Here is a 19,988-nt window from a genome sequence, read left to right on the forward strand (position 1 = left end):
AGCTGACGGTCCGTCAGCTACTGTGGCGGTGCAGATCCTGCCCGGGGGTTGGCCGGGGGTTGTGCAGAGCGTCACCCAGTGCTGACGTGCGCGCCGCCGACAAGGCAGACTGTGGGAGGCGAAACCAGCGGTACGGGCAGGGGGAGCTATGGACCGTGACAACGGGCCGCGAGTACCGGAGCAGCGCGTTCCGCGACGGGCGCACCCGCCGGTCGACGGGACCGGCCTGCGCTTCGGTGTGCTCGGCCCGGTCCGTGCCTGGCGCGACGGCGAGCCCCTGCCCTCCGGGACGCCGCAGCAGCGGGCCCTGCTCGCCGCGCTGCTCCTGCGCGACGGACGGACGGCGACGGCCGCCGAGCTCATCGACGCCATCTGGGGCGACGAACCGCCGTCGCAGGCCCTCGCCGCGGTACGGACGTACGCCTCACGGCTGCGCAAGACCCTGCCGCCCGGCGTCCTGGTCAGCGAGTCCGGCGGGTACGCGATCCGCAGCCGCTTCGACGCCCTGGACCTCAACGTCGCCCACGAGCTCGGCGCCGAGGCCGAGAAGGCGCGGGCCGGCGGCGACCGCGCCCAGGCCAGGACCCTGATCGACAAGGCGCTCGGCCTGTGGGACGGCGAACCCCTCGCCTCCGTACCGGGCCCCTACGCCGAGACACAGCGCGCCCGCCTGGACGAATGGCGGCTGCAGCTCCTGGAGACCCGGCTCGACCTGGACCTGGAGTGCGGCCACCACGCGGAGGCCGTCTCCGAGCTGACCGCCCTGACCGCCGCGCACCCGCTGCGCGAGCGGCTGCGCGAACTGCTGATGCTGGCCCTGTACCGCAGCGGCCGCCAGGCCGAGGCGCTCGCCGTGTACGCCGACACGCGCCGCCTCCTCGCCGACGAGCTGGGCGTCGACCCGCGCCCCGAACTGGCCAGGCTCCAGCAGCGGATCCTCCAGGCCGACGCGGAACTCGCCCAGCCGGTCGAGGAGTCCGCGCGCACCCGTGCCGTGGCCCGGCCCGCTCAGCTGCCGGCGACGGTGCCGGACTTCACGGGCCGCGCCTCGTTCGTACGGGAGCTCGGCGACCGGCTCGCCACCGCCGAGGGCTCCGTCATGGCCGTGTCGGCGCTCGCGGGCATCGGCGGCGTCGGCAAGACCACGCTCGCCGTGCACGTCGCGCACCAGGCCCGCCCGCACTTCCCGGACGGCCAGCTGTACGTGGACCTCATGGGCGCCGGGGCCCGGGCCGCCGAACCCGAGACGGTGCTCGGCGCGTTCCTGCGGGCCCTCGGCACGCCCGACTCGGCGATCCCCGAGACCCTCGACGAACGGGCCGCGCTGTACCGCTCCGAGCTCGCGGGGCGGCGCGTCCTCGTCCTGCTCGACAACGCCAGGGACGCGGCCCAGATCCGGCCGCTGCTGCCCGGCACCGAGGGCTGCGCGGCCCTGGTCACCAGCCGCATCCGGATGGTCGACCTGGCGGGCGCGCACCTGGTCGACCTGGACGTGATGTCGCCGGACGAGGCGCTCCAGCTGTTCACCCGGATCGTGGGCGCCGAGCGGGTGTCCGCGGAGCGGGAGGCCGCGCTCGACGTGGTCGCGGCGTGCGGGTTCCTGCCGCTGGCCATCCGGATCGCCGCGTCCCGGCTCGCCGCCCGGCGCACCTGGACGGTCGCCGTCCTCGCGGCGAAGCTCGCCGACGAGCGGCGCAGGCTGGACGAACTCCAGGCCGGCGACCTGGCCGTGAAGGCCACCTTCGAACTGGGCTACGGCCAGCTGGAGCCGGCGCAGGCGCGGGCGTTCCGCCTCCTCGGCCTCGCGGACGGCCCGGACATCTCGCTCGCCGCGGCGGCCGCCGTCCTGAACCTGCCGCCGCAGGACACCGAGGACCTGCTGGAGACGCTGGTCGACACCTCGCTCGTGGAGTCGGCCGCACCGGGCCGCTACCGCTACCACGATCTCGTACGGCTCTACGCGCGTGCGTGCGCCGAACGCGACGAGCAGACCGAACGCGAGCAGGCCCTCTCCCGGCTGCTGGACTTCTACCTGGCGACGGCGGCCCGCGTGTACGCCATCGAACGCCCCGGCGACCGCCTGGTCGACCACCTGGAGCCGACCACGTACGAGGGCCTGGCCTTCACCGACCGGCAGGCCGCGCAGGACTGGCTGTACCGGGAGGCGAACTGCCTGCTGGCCTGCGCGCGCCAGTCGACCGGCGGCGGCAGGCTGCGGCGCGCGGTCGACCTGCTGTGGGCCGCGAAGGACCTCGCGGACTCCGGGGCCAACTCCAAGCAGTACGAGTCGGCCGCCCTCGCCGTCCGGGACGCCGCCCGCACGGCGGGCGACGCCCGCGCGGAGGGCCGCGCCCGTACGACCCTCAGCAACGTGCACCTGGTCGCCGGCCGCTACGACGCCGCCGACGAGGAGGCCCGCACGGCCCGCGAGCTGGCCGCGGGAGCGGGCGACGCCGCGCCGGTGTACTGGGCCGACAACGACCGGGGCATCATCGCCGCGATGAGCGGCCGCCACCAGGACGCCGAAGAGCACCTGGCCCGCGCGGCCGACGGCTCCCGCGCGGACGGCAACCTGCCCAGCGTGGCGAGCGCCCTGTGCAACCTGTCGCGGCTGCACCTGTTCACCGGCCGCACCGGCAGCGCCATAGAGCTCGCCCAGCAGGGCATCGAGATCTACGACCGGCTCGGCCTGACCCTGCGCCTGGCCAACGGCCGGTACGCCCTCGGGGTGGCCCTCACGCAGGCCGAGCGGCACACGGAGGCGCTGGGCGAGTTCATGGAGGCCCTGCGCATCTTCGCGATGAACCGGCAGCGGCTGTGGGAGGGCGCGACGCACTTCCGGATCGCCGAGGCCCAGCTGCGGGCGCGGCGGCCCGCGCACGCGGCGCAACACGCCGAGCAGGCCCTGGCCATGGGCTGCATCGGCGGCGATCATATGCGCGGCAACACGCTGAAGGTCCTCGGCAAGGCCCTCGACGCGCTCGGACAGAGCGATCGTGCCCGCGCCTGCTGGCGGGAGGCGCTCTCGCTGTACGAGGAGCTGGCCGCGCCGGAGGCCGACGAGGTACGGGCGCTGCTGGCCCCGTCCGCGGCGGCCTGACAGCGCCCTTACATGCCCCCGATACGCACCGGACCGGGGCGTTCAGCATTCGTTTATGCGAGCCGGGCACTCTCGTACTCATCGATCCGTCGCGTCGGGGGGCAGACGGACCGAGAGGCGCTCACCGCTAAGGTGAGCGGTCCTGCAACGCCCGTTCGGCGACCCACGGGGGAGTCGCCGAACGGGCGTTACCCAGCCACACCGTCGACGGGGAGATGACGTCCATGAGCGACAAGAAGCACGAAGAGATCACCACGCTGGACAATCACATGCCGGCACCGCCCAAGGACGGCATCGTCACCATGGACAACCACATGCCCGCCCCGCCCAGGGACGGCATCACCACGCTCGACAACCACATGCCGGCCCCGCCGGCGGACGAGACCGTGACGACCATGGACAACCACATGCCGGCTCCGCCGAAGGACGGCATCGTCACCATGGACAACCACATGCCGGCCCCGCCGGCACCGTAAGTCCCAGCAGACCTTCACCCACGGGGTGCGGCCGCGGCGGCGCGGAGGGGGAGCCGTCGCGGCCGCGGCATGCCAGGACACCCCCTACAGCGCGGCCCGCAGCGTGCCCTTGACGACCTTGCCGCTCGCGTTGCGCGGCAGCGACGCCACGAACTCGACCTGCCGGGGCACCTTGTAGTTGGCCATCTCGCGGCGGGACCAGGCGATCAGGTCGTCGGCGGTGAGCGTCGCACCCGGGCGGCGGACCGCGTAGGCCTTGGCGACCTCGCCGAGGCGGGGGTCGGGGACGCCGATCACGGCGACGTCCGCGACATCGGGGTGGCAGGACAGCAGGTGTTCGATCTCGGCGGGGTAGGCGTTGAAGCCGCCCACGACGAACATGTCCTTGATCCGGTCGGTGATGCGGAGATTGCCGTCGCCGTCGAGGACGCCCACGTCACCGGTGTGCAGCCAGCCGTCATCGTCCAGGACCTCCGCCGTGGCGGCCGGGTCCTCGAAGTAGCCGCGCATGACGTTGTGGCCGCGCACCAGGACCTCGCCGGGTTCGCCGGGGGCGTCCGACAGGACCCTGACCTCCGTGCCGGGGATGGCGCGGCCCGATGTGGTGGCGATCGTGGCGGGCGGATCGCCCCTGCGGCACATCGTGACCAGTCCGCTCGCCTCCGAGAGCCCGTACGCCGTCAGGACGGTGGCGACACCCAGCTCGTCGCGGAGCCGCTCCACCAGCCGGAGCGGGACGACGGCCGCGCCGGTGACGACCAGGCGCAGGGAGGACAGGTCGTGGGCGGCGCGCGCGGGGTGGTCCAGCAGGGACTGGTGGAGGGTCGGCGGGCCGGGCAGCACCGTGACCCCTTCGGCGGCGATGTTGGCCAGCGCGGTGTCCACGTTGAAGACGGGCTGCGGGATCATCGTGGCGCCGCGCATCAGACAGGCGATGATCCCCGCCTTGTAGCCGAAGGTGTGGAAGAACGGGTTCACGATCAGATAGCGGTCGCCTTCGCGCAGCCCGGCGAGTTCGCTCCAGATCGCGTAGCAGCGCAGGGTCTGCTCATGGCTGATCACCACGCCTTTGGGTCGGCCGGTGGTGCCGGAGGTGAAGACGATGTCCGACGGGGCGGACGGTGGGATGGCGGCGGCACGGTCCCGTACCGCCGCGACGGGCACCCCGTCGCCGCCCGCCAGGAAGTCCTTCCACGTCCGGTAGTCGTCCGGTGCGCTGTCGGCCAGGACGACCACCTGCCGCAGGTCGGGCAGTTCCACGCCGCAGCGGCGCAGGGACGCGACGTACGAGGTGCCGAGGAACGTGCCGGTGACGAACAGCAGCCGGGCCCGGCCGCGCCGGAGGACGTCCGCCGCCTCCGTTCCCTTGAAGCGGGTGTTGACCGGTACGAGGACCGCGCCCGCCGTGACCGCGCCGAGGGCCGAGACGATCCAGTCGAGGGTGTTGGGCGCCCAGACCGCCACCCGGTCGCCGGGTTCGGTGCCGGCGGCGACGCACGCGGCGGCGGCTCGCTCGACCCGGTCGCCCAGCTCCTCGTAGGTGACGCGGGACCGTCCTTCGATCACGGCCTCGGTGGCGCCGTACCGCTCGGCCGCCCACCGCACCAGCGCCGGAACGGAGCTCCATTCCATGCCAGATCCTCCCTGCCACTCCAGCTGACTACCCGTCAGATTACCGATACCCTGACGCACTGTCAGCGACAGGTTCCCGGGGAGGGTCCATGCCAGGTCTCAAGGACGCGACCGCCATCGTCGGCATAGGCCAGACCGACTTCGCCAGACGCCTCCCCGAACCGGAGAAGACCCTCGCCTGCCGGGCGGTCCTGGCCGCACTCGACGACGCGGGCATCGCCCCGGCCGAGGTCGACGCGCTCGCCTCGTACACGATGGAGGAGACCGACGAGGTCGAGCTGGCCAAGGCCATCGGCGCCGGGGACATCACCCACTTCTCCCGCGTAGGCTTCGGCGGCGGCGGCTCCTGCGCGACCGTCGCGCACCTGGCCGCCGCCATCGCCACCGGGCAGGCGAGCGTCGGCGTCGCCTGGCGGTCCCGCAAGCGCGGCAGCGGCCCCCGCCCCTGGACGAACACCACCGCCCAGCTCCCCACCCCCGCCCAGTGGACCCGCCCGTTCGGCCTCCTCAGACCCGCCGACGAGATCGGCATGCTCGCCCGCCGCTACATGCACGAGTACGGCGCCACCCGCGACCACCTCTTCAACGTCGCCCTCGCCTGCCGCAACCGCGCCAACCAGAACCCGGCCGCGGTCATGTACGAGCGGCCCCTGACCCGCGAGATGTACATGACGTCCCGCTGGATCAGCGAACCCCTGTGCCTCTACGACAACTGCCTGGAGACGGACGGCGCCCTCGCCTGCGTCGTCGTCTCCGCCGAGCGCGCCCGCGACTGCCGCCGCCGGCCCGTGTACGTCCACTCCGCCGCCCAGGGCCTGCCGGCGCAGGCACACGGCATGGTCAACTACTGGAACGACGACCCGCTCACCGGCCCCGCCTGGACCGCGGCCCGGCTCCTCTGGAAACGCGCCGACCTCACCCCGCAGGACGTCGACGTGGCCCAGATCTACGACGCGTTCACCCCGCTCGTCCCCCTCTCCCTGGAGGGCTACGGCTTCTGCGGCCGGGGCGAGGGCGCGGCCTTCACGGAGGGCGGCGCCCTGGAGATCGGCGGCCGGCTGCCCCTGAACACCGGCGGCGGCGGCCTGTCCGAGGCGTACGTCCACGGCTTCAACCTCATCACCGAGGGCGTGCGGCAACTACGCGGCACCAGTACGGCACAGGTACCCGGCGCGACGACCTGCCTGGTGACGGCAGGCGAAGGCGTACCCACCTCCGCACTCCTCCTGAGGAGCTGACATGCTCGAACCCCTCATGGACGCCGACGGCGCCCCCTTCTGGACGTACACGGCCCTGGGCGAACTCCGCGTCCAGACCTGCGAGAGCTGCGGGGAACCCCGCTTCCCGCCCCGCCCCTGCTGCCCGCACTGCGGGTCGTTCGCCGCCGAGTGGCGCCGGATGAGCGGCCGGGGCCGGATCTGGTCGTACGTCGTGCCCCATCCGCCGCTGCTGCCCGCGTACGCGGCGCACGCCCCGTACAACGTGGCCCTCGTGGAGCTCGTGGACGCCCCGCGCGTCCGGCTGGTCGGCAACGTGGTGGCGGCGCCCGACGCCCCGATCGACTCCGTCGCCCCGGCACGGCTGCGCGTCGGCGCGCCCGTGCGCGTCACCTTCACCGAGGTGGGGGGCGTGACGGTACCGCGCTGGCTGCTGACATGAGCGTCCACGTGGCACGCGACGAGACGACCGGCACCGCGGTCGTCACCCTGGACAACCCCGCACGCCTCAACGCCCTGGACGCGGACACGGTGACCGGACTCACCACCACCTGGCGGGCGTTGCGCCACGACGAGGCCGTCCGGGCGGTGGTCCTCACCGGGGCGGGCGGCAGGGCGTTCAGCACGGGCGTCGACCGCGCCCTGCGGGTCCCCCAGCCACCGTCCCCCTACTCCCTCGACGATCCGCTGCTCACGGTCGGCCCGAAGGCGAACGACCTGTGGAAGCCGGTGGTCGCGGCCGTGGAGGGAATGGCCTGCGGTGGCGCGTTCTACCTGCTGGGCGAGGCGGAGTTCATCGTCGCCGCCGACGACGCCGCGTTCTTCGACCCGCACACCACGTACGGCATGGTCAGCGCGTACGAGGCGATCGCGATGGCCCAGCGCATGCCGTACGGCGAGGTGGCCCGGATGTGCCTGATGGGCACCGCCGAACGGCTGTCCGCGCGCAGGGCGTACGCCATCGGGCTCGTCTCCGAGCTGACGCCCCCCGGCGAAGCCCTGGCTGCGGCCCGCTCGGCGGCGGCGACCATCGCCTCGTACCCCACGGAGGCCGTCCAGGGCACGGTACGGGCGGTGTGGGCGGCCCGGGAGGCGGCGAGGACCCTCGCGTACGCCCACGCCCCGCACCTCATCACGCTGGGCAACCTGTCACCGGAGCGGCAGGCCGAGCTGTTCGAGGCGCGGGGCGGAGAGTACCGGACGCGTTAGGCGACGATCCGGCCGGCGTTGAGCACGACGCACTTCTTGTACTCGGAGCCGTCACCGCCGCCGGTGTACGCGGTGGTCGCCTCCGTGGACGCCGACGCGGACGCCTTGACGTGGAGGTCGTTCACCATGGCCGTCGCGGTGGTCACACCGGCGTCGCCCTTGAACTGCACGGTCACGTCGTAGTCGTAGTCCAGCGAGCTGTCGTTGGTGACGGTCAGCCGGGCGACCAGGTTCTTGCCGGTGTCGTCCAGCTTGCACTCGTCGATCCGGACGTCGCGGACGGCCCTGTCGGCGCTGGAGGAACCACCGGGAGCGGACCCGCCGGACGAGCCGCTGCCGCTGCCGTCGTGCGAGCTGCTGCTGCTGGATCCGCCGCCGCAGCTACCGCCACCGGAGCCGCGTGCGCCGGTCAGGGCGATGAGGACCACGCCGAAGACGGCCACGGCACGAACATGACGCATATTCAATGTTTCAACCCCCGTTGAATGGGCAAGAGACGCGCGCTTGACGAGCGCACGTCACCTTAGCAGCGTGCGGTACCCCGGCATGAAATGGCCGGGAACGGCCACTCGGCGTAGCGTCAGGACTGAGAGCCGCCACCTTCAAGGAGGCCCACGATGGTCCGTAACGTCACCGGTGCCGTCCTGGCCCTCGTCGGCGCGACAGCCGCCGTCTGGAGCCCCTTCCGTGCCTGGTACGACGGCCGCGACGGCCGCGACTACCGCTTCAGCGACCTGTTCGGCGGCATCACCGCCACCAAGGCGGACCTGTGGACCTCGCTCCTGCTGCCGATGGTGGTCGCCGCGGTCATCGCCGTGCTCGGCCTCGTACTGCGCTCCCGCCTCACCGTCGCCCTGGCCGGGGTGATCGTGCTCGGCTTCACCATCCTGTGGATGGTCCGCCAGGGCCAGGCCGAGGGCGGCCTCGCCGTGAACTCGGACGGCTCCGGCCTGGGCCTCGGCGTCGCCAACGCGGCGGGCGGCGGGCTGCTCCTGCTCCTCGCCGCCGCGGTGATGGCCGGGCGCCCGGCCCGCCACCGGGACGAGGAGTACGAACCGGAGAGCCACCCCGGCCCGCAACCGCCCCCGTGGCAACCGGGCGCGCCCCCGGACCAGGGCCTCGGCCCCGACTACCCGAACTACCCGGACTACCCGGACCAGGGCCGGCACCCCCCGGGCCGCGACCACCCGGACGACCCCTACGGCCGCCGCCCCTGACCCCGGGCGCGAGGGGGCGCGGAGGGTCGCCCCCGCAGGGGTTGGCGGCGACGGGCGGGCTCCCGCGAACGGAACCCGAGGCCGCCGACCCCGAGGAGGTGAGCCCGGAGCACCCCCGCACCACAGCAAGTGGGAAGGCAACCCACCCACAGGTGACCCCCAGAGCGGCGGGCGACCCACCGCCGGAGGGCACCCACCACAAGCGAGCCACCCACAGACAAGGCACCCCGCCGCCGAGTGAGCCCACCCCAGAGCGGCGGGCGACCCACCGCCGGAGGGCACCCACCACAAGCGAGCCACCCACGGACATGGCGACCCACCGCCAGAAAGCCCACCGCGAGTGAGCCACCCCCGCAGAGCGGCCGCCGACCCACCGCCGGACCCGGCGACCGCCGTCGGCCGGGGGCCGGCGGACGGCGTAGGACAGGTCAGGACGGGCGGGCGCCGCTCCGGCCGGTGGCGGTGCCCTTCACGGCGTCCAGCGCGTACACGCACCGGTCCTTGCTGCACGCGAAGACCACGCCCGCCCGCGCCACCGGCGACCCGGTGATCTCGCCGCCGGTGGTGAGCTTCCAGCGGAGCTGCCCGCCGCTCGCGTCCAGCGTGTACAGCACGTGGTCCGCCGAGCCGAAGTGCAGCCGCCCGTCCGCGACGACGGGCGCGCCGATGATCTCGCCGCCGGCCGGGAACCGCCACTTCGGCGTGCCCGTGACGGCGTCGAGGGTGTACAGCGCGCTGCCGCTGCCGACATGGATGTTGCCGTCGGCGACGAGCACCGGCTCGATCGACTGGCGCGACTCGGTGGCGATGCGCCACCGGTCCTTGCCGGTCGTCGCGTCGAGCGCGTACACGGTCCCCAGGTAGTCGGCCAGGTACACGCCGCCGCCCGTGACGGCGGGCCCGGGCGCGAAGGCGGGCGGCGACAGGAACACCGCGGGTGCCTCGAAGTGCCAGCGGACGTGCCCGGACATGATGTCCACGGACAGCACGCGGGTGCCGGCGGCGACGTACACGTAACCGTCCTCGGCGGGGGTGACCCGCAGCGGCACGCCTCCGCAGGACGCGGCGTCCCCGACGGGGTACGACCATCGCTCGCCACCGGTCCGCGCGTCCAGCGCCCGCAGCCGGGCGTCCTGCCACACGTACACGGTGTCGCCGTGGACGACGGGCCCGGCCTCGGGCGTCTCGAAGTCGGTCTGCGCGCCGGTCAGCTCCCACAGTTTGGCGCCGTTGGACGCCTCCCAGCCCTGGACACCGCCGCCACGGGTGCCGGTGACGACGGTGCCCCGGTCGACCTTGAGCGAGTACACCCAGGCGTCGGTGTGCAGCCGCCACCGCTCGCCGCCGTCGAGGGCGTCGAGGGCGTACAGCGAGGGCCCGTCGGAGGCGTGGATGCGCCCGGCGGAGACGGCCATGGACCAGGCGACATCGCGGGTCTTGAACTGCCGCCGGCCGCTGGCCACGTCCAGGGCGTGGACTTCGAAGGAGGTGACGTACAGCAGGTCGCCGGCGACCACGGGGGTGCCCCACACGTCGTTCGACATGCGGAACCGCCAGGGCCGCCAGTGGCCGGGCTCCGCGCCGACGGTGACCCCGCCGTCCGGCTGGGCGCCGGGCTGGGCGCCCGGCGGGTGGCCGGGCTGCGGGGCGGTGCCGGGGAGCGGACGGCCGGTGGGGGGCGGCGGGGCCACCCCGGCGGGCGGGCGGATCCATCCGGTCGCGGGCCCGGCGTCGACGGCGACACCGCCGCCACGGGCGTCGGCGCGGGGGCCGGGGCCGATGGGCACCTTGGCGCCCGGCAGCCGTACGGGCTCTCCCTGCGGACCGCCGTGGCCGCCACGGGGTCCGGGGCCGGGGCCGGGCACCGGCCCGGTGCGCGGGTCGGCGCCGCCTCGCCGGGTGGTGTCCCAGTCGCGGCCGCCGCCAGGCGCGACGGCCGGTCCGTGGGCGCCGGGCGCGGCGTGACCGGGCGGCCCCCCGTGACCGGCGGGTCCGGCGGGTCCGGCGGGCGCCGCGTGGGCACCGTGCCGGCCGGGCCCGGGCGCCGGGGGCGCGGGCGGGGCGGGGGGCGCGGCGGGCGGCGGCGGCGGGGTGGCGCCGGAGCGGCCGCCACGGCGGTGCTCGATCATGGCGGTGGCGCTGGACGGCAGCCACGCGGACGCGGTGCCGCTGTCGTCGCTGCCGGAGAACAGGTGCGGGGCGAGCTGCGCCTGGAGGTCCGCAGGGGTGGGCCGCATCCCGGCGTCCATCTGCATGCAGGATTCGATGAGGGGCCGCAGCTCGTCGGGGAGTCCCTCCAGGTCGGGGCCTTCGCGCAGCAGCATGAAGACGGTCTCGACCGGGTTCGCGCCGTGGAACGGGGCGTGCCCGGTCGCGGCGAACACCAGGGTGGAGCCGAGCGAGAAGACGTCGCTGGCGCCGGTGACGCTGCGCGAGTCGCGGGCTTGTTCGGGGGACATGTAGGCGGGCGTCCCGACGGCGACGTTGGTCATGGTCAGCCGGGTGTTGGAGACGCCGGAGGCGATGCCGAAGTCGATGACGCGCGGGCCGTCCTCGACGACGAGCACGTTGGACGGCTTGAGGTCGCGGTGGACGAGTCCGGCGCCGTGGATGGACTGGAGGGCCTCGGCGATGCCCGCCGCGAGCCAGCGGACGGCGGGCGCGGGCAGCGGCCCGCATTCGTTCACTATCTCTTCGAGGGACGGCGCCGGTACGTACGCGGTGGCCAGCCACGGCACCGCGGCGCGCGGGTCGGCGTCGACCACGGCCGCCGTGTAGAACCCGGACACCGCGCGCGCGGCCTCGACCTCGCGCGTGAAGCGGACTCGGAACAGCTGGTCCTCGGCGAGCTCGGTCCGTACGGTCTTGATCGCCACGCGCCGGCCGGACGCCGAGCGTGCGAGATAGACCAGGCCCATTCCGCCGGCACCGAGCCGGCCCAGCACCTCGAACGGGCCGATCCGTCTCGGGTCGTGCTGCGTCAGCTGCTCCACTTGCCTGCCACCTCCCCGTCAGGGCCATGAGGGTACGACCCTGTGCACCCTGATTCTTCCTGTCCGGGGCGGTGGTTGCGAACCCGGGGGCGGATCGGGGTGTCTCACCCGGATCCGGACAAGCGCCGGAGGCGCCCCCGGTCGGGACGAATGGTGACGGGAGGGACCGGAGGCGCGCTGTGGGACACGCCTCCGAGACGGACGGACCGCAACGTACGACAACAGACCAAGGCAGACCCATACAGACCGCTGAAGACCGCTAAAACCAACCCGGACCTATAAGGACCGCGACGGGTCGATACGACGGCGAGAGGCCGAGATGGGCCGAGATGCGCCGGGGTGGGCCAGGCCGGGGCCCGAGGCCCACCCGGGCGGGACGTCAGGCGGCTTTCGGCTCGGCCAGTACGGCGAAGACGGCGCCCTGGTTGTCGGCGAGGAGGGCGATCCTGCCGTACGGCGTGTCGAAGGGCGGTTCGGTGACGCGCCCACCCAGCCGGGTGGCGGTCGCGGCGGTGCCGTCGCAGTCCTCGACGGCGAAGTAGACGAGGAAGTGGGCGGGCATCTCGGCGGGGAAGGCGTCGGTGATGACGCTGCGGCCGCCGATGGCGGTGTCGTCGCCGGGTGTCGTGCCGGCGGGCGACCAGACGCGGAAGTCGATGGAGGGGTCGTCCAGGTCTTTGCCCTGGAACCCGAAGACCGCTTCGTAGAAGGCGTCGACGGCTTCCTTCTCCCGGGTGTAGACCTCGGTCCAGCAGAAGGACCCGGGGCTGCCCTGCTTCTCGAAGCCGGGGCGCTGGTCGCCCTGCCAGAGCCCGAAGACGGCGCCGCCGGGGTCGACGGCGAGGGCCATGATCCCGAAGGGGCCGACCCGTACGGGTTCGGTGATCAGCTGGCCGCCCGCGTCCCTGATCCTGGCGCTGACGGCGACGGCGTCGGATGTGGCGAAGTGGACGCCCCAGGCGGTGGGCATCCGCCCGTCCCGCTTGGGTGCGAGTCCGGCGACGCGCTGTCCGTCGCTGAGGGCGGTGGTGTAGTGGCCGTAGGCGTCGCCGCCCTCGTCGGTGAACGTCCAGCCGAACAGCTCCCCGTAGAAGCGTTTGCCGGCTTCGAGGTCGGGGAGCAGCACGTCCGCCCAGCACGGCGTGCCCTCTGTGATCGCGGCCATGGGCCTGGTTCCTTCCCTGTGCACCGGTGCACACGTGCACGGGCCGTGTGGTGCCCGTCACGTTCACGCTAAGCCCGGTACTCGTACCGCGCAGGGGAAAGAATCGAACATATACACACTTGTCGGGTCGGCCTACCGGGTCGACTTATCCACCGAAGTTTTCCACAGGCTGTTAATAAGCTTTTGCGGCCGGAGGGCCCCGGTGATCGCCGGTGATCGCCGGACGGGAGGAGCGCACCCCATTTGCAGTCGGCCGAATCGCGCCCCGATCACCCCTCGGTAAGCTGACGGCATGACAGGACAAGTACGCACCGTCGACGGCCGCGTGGCCGGCCGACGCGGACAGGCGACGCGGCAGAAGCTGCTCGACTGCCTCAGCGAGATGCTCAGCTCCTCGCCGTACCGGGACGTCAAAGTCATCGACGTGGCCCGGAAGGCGGGCACTTCACCCGCGACCTTCTACCAGTATTTTCCCGACGTGGAAGGCGCTGTCCTCGAAATCGCCGAGGAAATGGCCAAGGAAGGCGCCGGATTGACCGAATTGGTCTCCGGGCGCAGCTGGGTCGGCAAAGCGGGCTGGCAGACGTCGGAGGAGCTCGTCGAAGGCTTCCTCGACTTCTGGCGCAAGCACGATGCCATCCTCCGCGTGGTGGATCTGGGAGCCGCGGAGGGCGACAAACGGTTCTACAAGATCCGGATGAAGATCCTGAACTCCGTCACCAACTCCCTCACGGACGCGGTGAAGGAGCTCCAGAGCAAGGGCAAGGTCGACAAGGACCTGAGCGCCGCCGCCATGGCGGGGTCCCTGGTGGCGATGCTGGCGGCGGTCGCCTCGCACCAGAAGGGATTCCAGTCCTGGGGCGTCAAGCAGGCCGAACTGCGCCCGAACCTGGCGACGTTGGTCCACCTCGGCATCACGGGCAGGAAGCCGACGAAGTAGCGCGGCACCCCGGGCCGCTGCAGGCCCTCACCTGCGGGCCCTCACCTGCACATCCCTCGCCCCCCACCCCCCACCCCCACCCCTCACCCCATCGGACCCTCGGGCCCACCCCCTCCCACACCTCTTCACGTCCCGTCCCTTCACGTCCTGTCACGCCGACGGCGGTCCATGCCACTGACCGCCGTCGGCGTTCCCGTACCCGGGGCCGCTCATCCCCGGCGGGTGAGCCGGAACAGCCGTATCTCACGGTCGACCCGGGACTGGTACGTCGCGTACGGCGGCCAGAACCGCACCACCGCCCGCCAGGCGACGGCCCGGTCCTGTCCCTTCAGCAGGCGGGCGTGGACCGGGACGGTCCGGCCGTGCCAGCTCACCTCCGCGTCCGGGTGCCGCAGGAGGTTCGCGGTCCAGGCCGGGTGGCCCGCGCGGCCGAAGTTGGAGCCGACGAGGATCCAGCTCGTCGCGGCGGGGTCCTCCGGCATACAGGCGAGCGGGGTGCGGCGCGGCAGACCTGTGGTGGCGCCGCGCGACAGCAGGACGACGCCGGGCAGCATGCGGGCGCTCGGCAGCACCCGGCCGCGGGTCAGCCGGTGGACGGTCCGGTCGAGGGCGGGGATGACGTGGGGGGCCACCCGGGCGAAGGCGCGGGTGGAGGACACCTTCTGGACGAACCGCAGGCCGACGGTCATCGGGCCACCTCCGTGAGCGTGCCGCCGAACAGCGCCGACGCGTGGGCCGCGCGGGCCCGCAGCCGGTGGACGGGGCCGAAGAGGAGCTGGTCGGCCGTCGCCCGCTTGAAGTACAGGTGGGCCTCGTGCTCCCAGGTGAAACCGATGCCGCCGTGCAGCTGGATCGTGTCGGCGGCGACGGCGTGCAGGGCCTCCAGGCACTGGGCGAGTGCGAGGCCCCCGGCCGTCCTGTCCCACGCGGCGTAGTACGCGGCGGATCGGGCGGACTGGACCTGTACGTACAGGTCGGCGAGCCGGTGCTTGACCGCCTGGAAGGAGCCGATGGGGCGGCCGAACTGTTCGCGGGTGCGCACGTGGGCCAGGGTGCGCTCCAGGCAGTGGGCGGCGGCGCCGGTGGCCTCGGCGGCGAGGGCGGCGGCGAGCAGCTGCCCGACGGCCTGGAGCGCGCCCCCCACGTCCCCACTCACGTCCCCGTCACCGCCCACGCCCCCTTTGCCCCCCACGCCCCCATCCCCGCCCACGCCTTTGCCCCCGCCGCCGCCGAGCAACCGGGCAGGGCTGTCGCGCAGTTGCACGCGGGCCAGTGGACGCGTCTGGTCGAGGGAGGTGCGGCGTACCCGGGTCAGGCCGGGCGCGGCCTCCGGGCGTATGAGGAAGATCCGCGTACGGGACCGGGCGAAGCCGCCGGTGTGCGCGGCGACGAGCAGCAGGCCGGCGCTGTGGCCGTCGAGGACCCGGTCCGCCTCGCCGTACAGGGTCCAGCCGTCGCCGCCGGGGGCGGGGCGGGCCTGGATGCCGCCCGCGCGTCCGCCGCCCGACCAGGAGGGCCGCGCCTCGACCAGGTCCAGGGCTGTGGGCAGGTCGGCGCCGGCCGGCACCGCGAGGGTGGCGGTGAGGGACCCGTCGGCGATCCGGGGCAGGAGCTCGGCCCGCTGCGCCTCGGTGCCGAGGAGGGCGATGAGCGGGGCGGCCAGCACGGAGGTGGCGAGCAGCGGGCTCGGCGCCAGGACGCGGCCGGTCTCCTCGCAGGCGAGGACCAGCTCGGCGGGGCCGCAGCCGACGCCGCCGTACTCCTCGGGGACGGCGATGCCCGGCAGGCCGAGCCGCCCGGCGAGCAGGGCCCAGAGTGCGGGGTCGTAGCCGGTGGGGCGGGTGGCGGCGGCCCTGACGGCGTCGGGGCCGCAGTGGGCGGCGAGCAGGTCGCGCAGGGTGCGGCGGATCGCGTCCTGCTCGGGGGTGAACGCGGCGTCCATGGGCGGCCTCCGGGTCCGACGGCCGCGCCTGACGGTCCGTCACGTGTGCGTTCCGGCAGAGCATAGATCTGATGTACCGTCAGTTCTATGTCACGGACACGACGTTCCGTCGCCATCGTGGGTGCGGCCCTGGCCCCGCTCCCGGAGCCCGGCCGGGCCGGCCCCGCCACCACCCCGTACACCCTGCACGCCGACGCCGCCCGGCTGGCGCTCGCCGACTCGGGCCTCGACCGCTCGGTGATCGACGGCCTGGCGTCCGCCGGCCTCGGCACCCTGGCGCCCGTGGAGGTGGCCGAGTACCTGGGCCTGCGGCCGACCTGGGTCGATTCGACGTCCGTGGGCGGAGCCACCTGGGAGGTGATGACCGCCCACGCGGCCGACGCGATCGCGGCCGGACACGCCGAAGCGGTCCTCCTGGTGTACGGCTCCACGGCCCGCACCGACATCAAGGCGGGGCGCCGCACCGCGAACCTCTCGTTCGGGACCCGGGGCCCGCTCCAGTTCGAGGCCCCGTACGGCCACACGCTCATCGCCAAGTACGCGATGGCCGCCCGCCGCCATATGCACACCTACGGCACGACCCCGGAGCAGCTCGCCGAGGTCGCCGTCCAGGCCCGCGCGAACGCGGCGCACAACCCGGACGCGATGTACCGCCGTCCGCTGACGGTCGACGACGTGCTCGGCTCGCCGCCGGTCGCCGACCCCTTCACCACGCTCCACTGCTGCCTCCGCAGCGACGGCGGCGCGGCGGTCCTGCTGGCGGCGGATGAGTACGTACAGGACTGCCGGACGACGCCCGTCCGGGTCCTCGGCACCGGCGAGCACGTCTCGCACACCACCATGTCGGAGTGGGACGACTTCACCGTCTCCCCCGCCGCGGTCAGCGGCCGCCTCGCCTTCCAGCGGGCCGGGGTCGCCCCGGCGGACATCGACCTCGCGGAGATCTACGACGCCTTCACGTACATGACGCTGGTGACCCTGGAGGACCTGGGCTTCTGCGCCAAGGGCGAGGGCGGGGCGTTCGTGGAGAAGGGCCGCCTCACGCTGACCGGAGCCCTGCCGGTGAACACCGACGGCGGCGGCCTGTCCGCCTGCCACCCGGGCATGCGCGGCCTGTTCCTGCTGGTGGAGGCCGTACGGCAGCTGCGCGGCGAGGCGCACGGCCGCCAGGTCCGCCGCCCGGACGGCAGCCTCCCCCGGTTGGCGGTCGCCTCGGGCACGGGCGGCTGGTTCTGCTCGTCCGGCACGGTGGTGCTGGGCCGCGGCACGTGACCCGCGTGCGGCGGGTACCGGGACCGGTCGCCGATGATGGCTCCATGACCGAAGCGACCGACACGACCGACGCGCACTTCCACGAGACCCTTCGCGCCCTGCTGGTCTGGGACACGGAGCTGCCGGCGTTCGACCCGGACACCGCGCCCGACCAGCCGCTGCCGCTGTTCCGGGCGTGGTTCGTGGACGCGGCGAACGCCGGGCAGCGCGAGCCGCACACCATGACGCTGGCCACCGTGGACGAGGCCGGCCGCCCCGACGTGCGGACCCTGATGCTGCACGGCGCCGACGAGCGCGGCTGGCACTTCGCGTCGCACACCACGAGCGCCAAGGGCCGGCAGCTGGCCGCCCGCCCGGACGCGGCGCTCGGCTTCTACTGGCCGGTGCGCGGGCGGCAGGTGCGGGTGCGGGGCCGCGTCTCCGTCGGCACGCCCGCCGAGGCGTACGCCGACCTGCACGCCCGCTCGACGGGCGCCCTCGCCGCCGCGCTGGTCGGGCACCAGTCCGAGCCGCTCGGCTCCCTGGACGAGCTGGCCGGGGCCAGTCGCTCCGCCTGGGAGCACGCCCGCGCGGACCCCGGCGCCCACGCCGACACCTGGGCGCTGTACGTCCTCGACCCCCGCGAGGTCGAGTTCTTCCAGGGCGACGAGCTGCGCCGCCACGTCCGTCTCCGCTACCGGCGCACCGAGAACGGCTGGACCCGCGAACTGCTGTGGCCTTAGGGGTGTCAGGCGGGCTAGGGGTGTCAGGCGGGCCGGAAGTAGGGCACCGTCACGCCCGTCACGCCCGCCGCGCCGGTCCCGCCCGCCGCGCCGGTCCCGGCCGGCGCGTCCGCGTGGGCTGTGCGGAAGACGGCCTCCAGGTCCATGCCGACGCGCAGGACGCCGGGCGGGCAGTCGACGATGCCGGTCATCATGCGCGGGCCCTCGGCGAGTTCCACGACGGCCGCCGTGTAGGGCGTACGCCCCCGGAACGGCGGGAGGTCGTTGCGGTGGACCACGGACCACGTGTAGAGCGTCGCCCGGCCGCTCGCCCGTTCCCAGTCGGTGTCGTCGCTCCAGCAGCGGGGGCAGAACTCCCGGGGGTAGTGGTACGCCGTACCGCAGTCCGGCGCGTGGCAGCGGCGGATCAGGAGGCGGCCTTCGGCGGCCGCGTCCCAGTAGGGGCGGGTGAACGCGTCGATGTCCGGAGTGGCGGCGTCCACGGTCAGAACCATCCGATCGCGCTGTCCACGGACCAGGTCTGCCAGGCGACGGCGAACAGGGCCACCAGCGAGATCAGGGCCATCATCGCGTTCTGTCCCTGCTCCGCCCAGTCGTGGATCATCAGCACGAGGTAGAGCAGATTGAGGACCAGCCCTCCGACGAGGGCGACCGGGGTGAGGAAGCCGACGATCAGGCCGACCCCGAGGGCGAGTTCGGCGTACACGACGACGTACGCCATCAGCCGGGGGCGGGGCGCGACGACCTTCCGGAAGCCGTTCCTTACGGCCGGCCAGCGGTGCGCGGCCGCCACGTCCGCCGCCCAGGCGATACCCGTGCCACGGGCGAACCACGCCTTCCTGTCCTTGTGGCGCCAGCTCTCCAGCCACCACAGTCCGAGGCCGATCCGGAGGACGGCGAGCCACTCGGCGCCCCCGAGCCAGACGGTCCGCATGCGCGCCACCGACCTTTCCGCTCACGTTATCTGACGGAGCGTCAGTTCAGCCGATGGGGCGCGCACCCGCAAGGGCGCCGCCGGAACCCGTAGGCGATTCCCCGCGGACCGCGGCCCGGCTGAACGCCCCAGGAGCCCCGTCCGTACCCCTGTACGCGCGAACGACGCGTGACCGACGAGTCCCCATGCCGACCCGGGAGGGATCATGTATCCGAACCGACGTGCCGTGCGACCCCCCATCCCCACCTCGATCCGGGCCCTCACGGTCGCCGCGCTCGTGTGCGCCGCCGTCGCCGCCCTGTTCTTCGGGATCCGGGGCGGTGGCGACGAGGCCACGGCGAGCCCCGCCTCCGCCGCGCTCCCGCAGAACGCCGGCGGTTACGGTTCCGGATACGGCTCGGCGCACGGAACCGGCGGCGCGGCGCACACCACCACCGTCGGCGCGGCGGGCCGGGCGGCGGCGGGACCGCAGCGGGTCACGGACGTCGACCGCACGTTCCTGGTGAAGGTGCGGCAGGCCGGGCTGTGGGAGATTCCGGCCGGCCGACTGGCCCAGACCCACGCCTCCAGCGAGGCCGTGAAGCGGGCGGGCCTCCATCTCCTCGACGGCCACTCCAAGCTCGACCAGCTCGTCCGCGAGGACGCCCGCATCCTCGGCGTGGAGCTCCCGAACGAGGCCACCGAGGAACAGCAGGGGTTCGTGAAGCAGTTGGAGAACGCGCGGGGCGCCGAGTTCGACCGGCTCTTCGCCAACCTGCTGCGCTCCTCGCACGGCAAGATCTTCGCGACGATCGGCGAGGTACGGGCCGCCACCGGCAACGACCTCGTGCGCCGGCACGCCCGCCAGGCCAACCAGACCGTCCTGGACCACATGGAGGTCCTGGAGGACACCGGCCTGGTCGACAGCGCCACCTTCGAGGAGGTCGAGGCGGCCGTCACGCCCAAGTGACCCACGGCGGCCGAGACTGCACGGGCAACCCCCGGCCCCCTGCCCCCGGAGGCCGGTCGGTACGCCCGCCGGTCCGCGCGACCGCCGAGCCGCGTGACCTCGGAGCCCGCGGCCGAACGCCCGCCGGGCCGCGTGAACCCGAGGATCGGCCGAACACCGACCGGGACGCGTGGCCTCCGGGGTGCGGGGCGCGTCCGCCGGGCCGCGTCACCTCCGGCGC

18 protein-coding genes are annotated in these 19,988 nt (G+C 73.8%); 10 read left to right on the forward strand and 8 right to left on the reverse strand.

What is annotated here, in order from left to right; all coding sequences use genetic code 11:
- The first annotated feature begins 148 nt into the window (after window positions 1–148).
- Together ACGF5U_RS24070 and ACGF5U_RS24075 are read left to right on the forward strand one after the other, a co-directional pair.
- Window positions 149–3,100 carry a BTAD domain-containing putative transcriptional regulator gene (locus tag ACGF5U_RS24070; RefSeq protein WP_392715212.1) on the forward strand — a complete coding sequence of 984 codons (2,952 nt, stop codon included), beginning with the start codon at window positions 149–151 and terminating at the stop codon, window positions 3,098–3,100.
- A 224-nt stretch (window positions 3,101–3,324) separates the two neighbouring features.
- The gene (locus ACGF5U_RS24075; protein ID WP_392715213.1) at window positions 3,325–3,576 is read left to right on the forward strand and encodes a hypothetical protein; all 252 of its coding nucleotides are present in this window, start codon (window positions 3,325–3,327) and stop codon (window positions 3,574–3,576) included.
- An 84-nt stretch (window positions 3,577–3,660) separates the two neighbouring features.
- Here the strand turns inward: ACGF5U_RS24075 and ACGF5U_RS24080 are convergent, their stop codons facing one another.
- On the reverse strand, window positions 3,661–5,208 hold the full coding sequence (locus tag ACGF5U_RS24080; protein WP_392715214.1) for a FadD3 family acyl-CoA ligase: 1,548 nt from the start codon (window positions 5,206–5,208) through the stop codon (window positions 3,661–3,663).
- Window positions 5,209–5,297: 89 nt separating this feature from the next.
- Between ACGF5U_RS24080 and ACGF5U_RS24085 the strand changes: the two genes are divergently transcribed.
- Genes ACGF5U_RS24085 through ACGF5U_RS24095 form a run of 3 tightly spaced genes read left to right on the forward strand, consistent with a single transcriptional unit; the run spans window position 5,298 to window position 7,634 of the window.
- Entirely contained in the window at window positions 5,298–6,446 is a 1,149-nt protein-coding gene (locus ACGF5U_RS24085; protein ID WP_392715215.1) for a lipid-transfer protein, read from the forward strand.
- Between the two features lies 1 nt (window position 6,447).
- On the forward strand, window positions 6,448–6,867 hold the full coding sequence (locus ACGF5U_RS24090; protein ID WP_392715216.1) for a Zn-ribbon domain-containing OB-fold protein: 420 nt from the start codon (window positions 6,448–6,450) through the stop codon (window positions 6,865–6,867).
- Window positions 6,864–7,634 (forward strand): enoyl-CoA hydratase/isomerase family protein, encoded by a 771-nt coding sequence (locus tag ACGF5U_RS24095; RefSeq protein WP_392715217.1) that lies wholly within the window; start codon window positions 6,864–6,866, stop codon window positions 7,632–7,634. Before ACGF5U_RS24090 ends, ACGF5U_RS24095 begins: the two co-directional genes overlap by 4 nt.
- Here the strand turns inward: ACGF5U_RS24095 and ACGF5U_RS24100 are convergent.
- Complete coding sequence (locus ACGF5U_RS24100; RefSeq protein ID WP_392818900.1) at window positions 7,631–8,095, reverse strand: hypothetical protein; 465 nt, start codon at window positions 8,093–8,095, stop codon at window positions 7,631–7,633. The genes ACGF5U_RS24095 and ACGF5U_RS24100 overlap by 4 nt on opposite strands.
- 156 nt (window positions 8,096–8,251) lie before the next feature.
- Here ACGF5U_RS24100 and ACGF5U_RS24105 point away from each other — a divergent pair, with 156 nt between their 5' ends.
- Complete coding sequence (locus ACGF5U_RS24105) at window positions 8,252–8,851, forward strand: hypothetical protein (protein WP_392715219.1); 600 nt, start codon at window positions 8,252–8,254, stop codon at window positions 8,849–8,851.
- Between the two features lie 428 nt (window positions 8,852–9,279).
- Here the strand turns inward: ACGF5U_RS24105 and ACGF5U_RS24110 are convergent, their stop codons facing one another.
- Both ACGF5U_RS24110 and ACGF5U_RS24115 read right to left on the reverse strand, forming a co-directional pair.
- Window positions 9,280–11,844 carry a PQQ-binding-like beta-propeller repeat protein gene (locus ACGF5U_RS24110; protein WP_392715220.1) on the reverse strand — a complete coding sequence of 855 codons (2,565 nt, stop codon included), beginning with the start codon at window positions 11,842–11,844 and terminating at the stop codon, window positions 9,280–9,282.
- Window positions 11,845–12,223: 379 nt separating this feature from the next.
- Window positions 12,224–13,009: a VOC family protein gene (locus tag ACGF5U_RS24115; RefSeq protein ID WP_392715221.1), complete on the reverse strand. Its 786-nt coding sequence runs from the start codon at window positions 13,007–13,009 to the stop codon at window positions 12,224–12,226.
- A 292-nt stretch (window positions 13,010–13,301) separates the two neighbouring features.
- Here ACGF5U_RS24115 and ACGF5U_RS24120 point away from each other — a divergent pair, with 292 nt between their 5' ends.
- Window positions 13,302–13,949, forward strand: coding sequence for a TetR family transcriptional regulator (locus ACGF5U_RS24120; RefSeq protein WP_392715222.1), 648 nt, complete (start codon window positions 13,302–13,304; stop codon window positions 13,947–13,949).
- 209 nt (window positions 13,950–14,158) lie between these two features.
- Here ACGF5U_RS24120 and ACGF5U_RS24125 read toward each other — a convergent pair whose 3' ends face one another.
- Window positions 14,159–14,638, reverse strand: coding sequence for a nitroreductase family deazaflavin-dependent oxidoreductase (locus ACGF5U_RS24125; protein ID WP_392715223.1), 480 nt, complete (start codon window positions 14,636–14,638; stop codon window positions 14,159–14,161).
- A complete protein-coding gene (locus ACGF5U_RS24130; RefSeq protein WP_392715224.1) occupies window positions 14,635–15,891 on the reverse strand; it encodes an acyl-CoA dehydrogenase family protein in 1,257 nt (418 codons plus the stop codon). The genes ACGF5U_RS24125 and ACGF5U_RS24130 overlap by 4 nt, the downstream gene beginning before the upstream one ends.
- 87 nt (window positions 15,892–15,978) lie before the next feature.
- On the opposite strand from ACGF5U_RS24130, the gene ACGF5U_RS24135 reads away from it, so the two are divergent.
- Together ACGF5U_RS24135 and ACGF5U_RS24140 are read left to right on the forward strand one after the other, a co-directional pair.
- Window positions 15,979–17,163 carry an acetyl-CoA acetyltransferase gene (locus ACGF5U_RS24135; protein ID WP_392715225.1) on the forward strand — a complete coding sequence of 395 codons (1,185 nt, stop codon included), beginning with the start codon at window positions 15,979–15,981 and terminating at the stop codon, window positions 17,161–17,163.
- A 44-nt stretch (window positions 17,164–17,207) separates the two neighbouring features.
- Window positions 17,208–17,885 (forward strand): pyridoxal 5'-phosphate synthase, encoded by a 678-nt coding sequence (locus tag ACGF5U_RS24140; protein WP_392715226.1) that lies wholly within the window; start codon window positions 17,208–17,210, stop codon window positions 17,883–17,885.
- Between the two features lie 23 nt (window positions 17,886–17,908).
- On the opposite strand, the gene ACGF5U_RS24145 is transcribed toward ACGF5U_RS24140, so the two are convergent.
- Window positions 17,909–18,379, reverse strand: coding sequence for a Zn-ribbon domain-containing OB-fold protein (locus ACGF5U_RS24145; protein WP_392715227.1), 471 nt, complete (start codon window positions 18,377–18,379; stop codon window positions 17,909–17,911).
- Window positions 18,370–18,819, reverse strand: coding sequence for a DoxX family membrane protein (locus ACGF5U_RS24150; protein WP_392715228.1), 450 nt, complete (start codon window positions 18,817–18,819; stop codon window positions 18,370–18,372). Before ACGF5U_RS24150 ends, ACGF5U_RS24145 begins: the two co-directional genes overlap by 10 nt.
- A gap of 226 nt (window positions 18,820–19,045) precedes the next feature.
- Here ACGF5U_RS24150 and ACGF5U_RS24155 point away from each other — a divergent pair, with 226 nt between their 5' ends.
- Window positions 19,046–19,768, forward strand: coding sequence for a DUF4142 domain-containing protein (locus ACGF5U_RS24155; protein WP_392715229.1), 723 nt, complete (start codon window positions 19,046–19,048; stop codon window positions 19,766–19,768).
- The last annotated feature ends 220 nt before the right edge of the window (window positions 19,769–19,988 follow it).

It is taken from the genome of Streptomyces sp. NPDC047886 (assembly GCF_043204435.1).
Taxonomy (GTDB): domain Bacteria; phylum Actinomycetota; class Actinomycetes; order Streptomycetales; family Streptomycetaceae; genus Streptomyces.